General features: G+C 51.6%; 1 rRNA gene (only partly in view). It reads right to left on the bottom strand.

What is annotated here, in order from left to right:
• Nucleotides 1-246: ribosomal RNA gene (locus ACRBCU_RS18490) — 23S ribosomal RNA — on the bottom strand (its annotated part extends 812 nt beyond the left edge of the window); the annotation flags it as partial.

The following is a 246-nucleotide window of genomic DNA, read 5'->3' as shown; positions in this document are numbered from 1 at the left end:
GGGACCTTAGCTGTAGGTCTGGGCTGTTTCCCTTTCCACTACGGACCTTATCACCCGCAGTGTGTCTGCCAGATATTACTCATCGGTATTCGGAGTTTGGTTAGGTTTGGTAAAGCTCGCGCTCCCCTAGCCCATCCAGTGCTCTACCCCCGATGGTATTCATCTGACGCTCTACCTAAATAGATTTCGCGGAGAACCAGCTATTACCCGGTTTGATTGGCCTTTCACCCCTAGTCACAGGTCATC

This window comes from Planktotalea sp., from assembly GCF_050633725.1.
Taxonomy (GTDB): domain Bacteria; phylum Pseudomonadota; class Alphaproteobacteria; order Rhodobacterales; family Rhodobacteraceae; genus Planktotalea.
The sequence above is the reverse complement of the archived record's forward strand: the minus strand, read 5'-3'. Positions and strand labels throughout refer to the sequence as shown.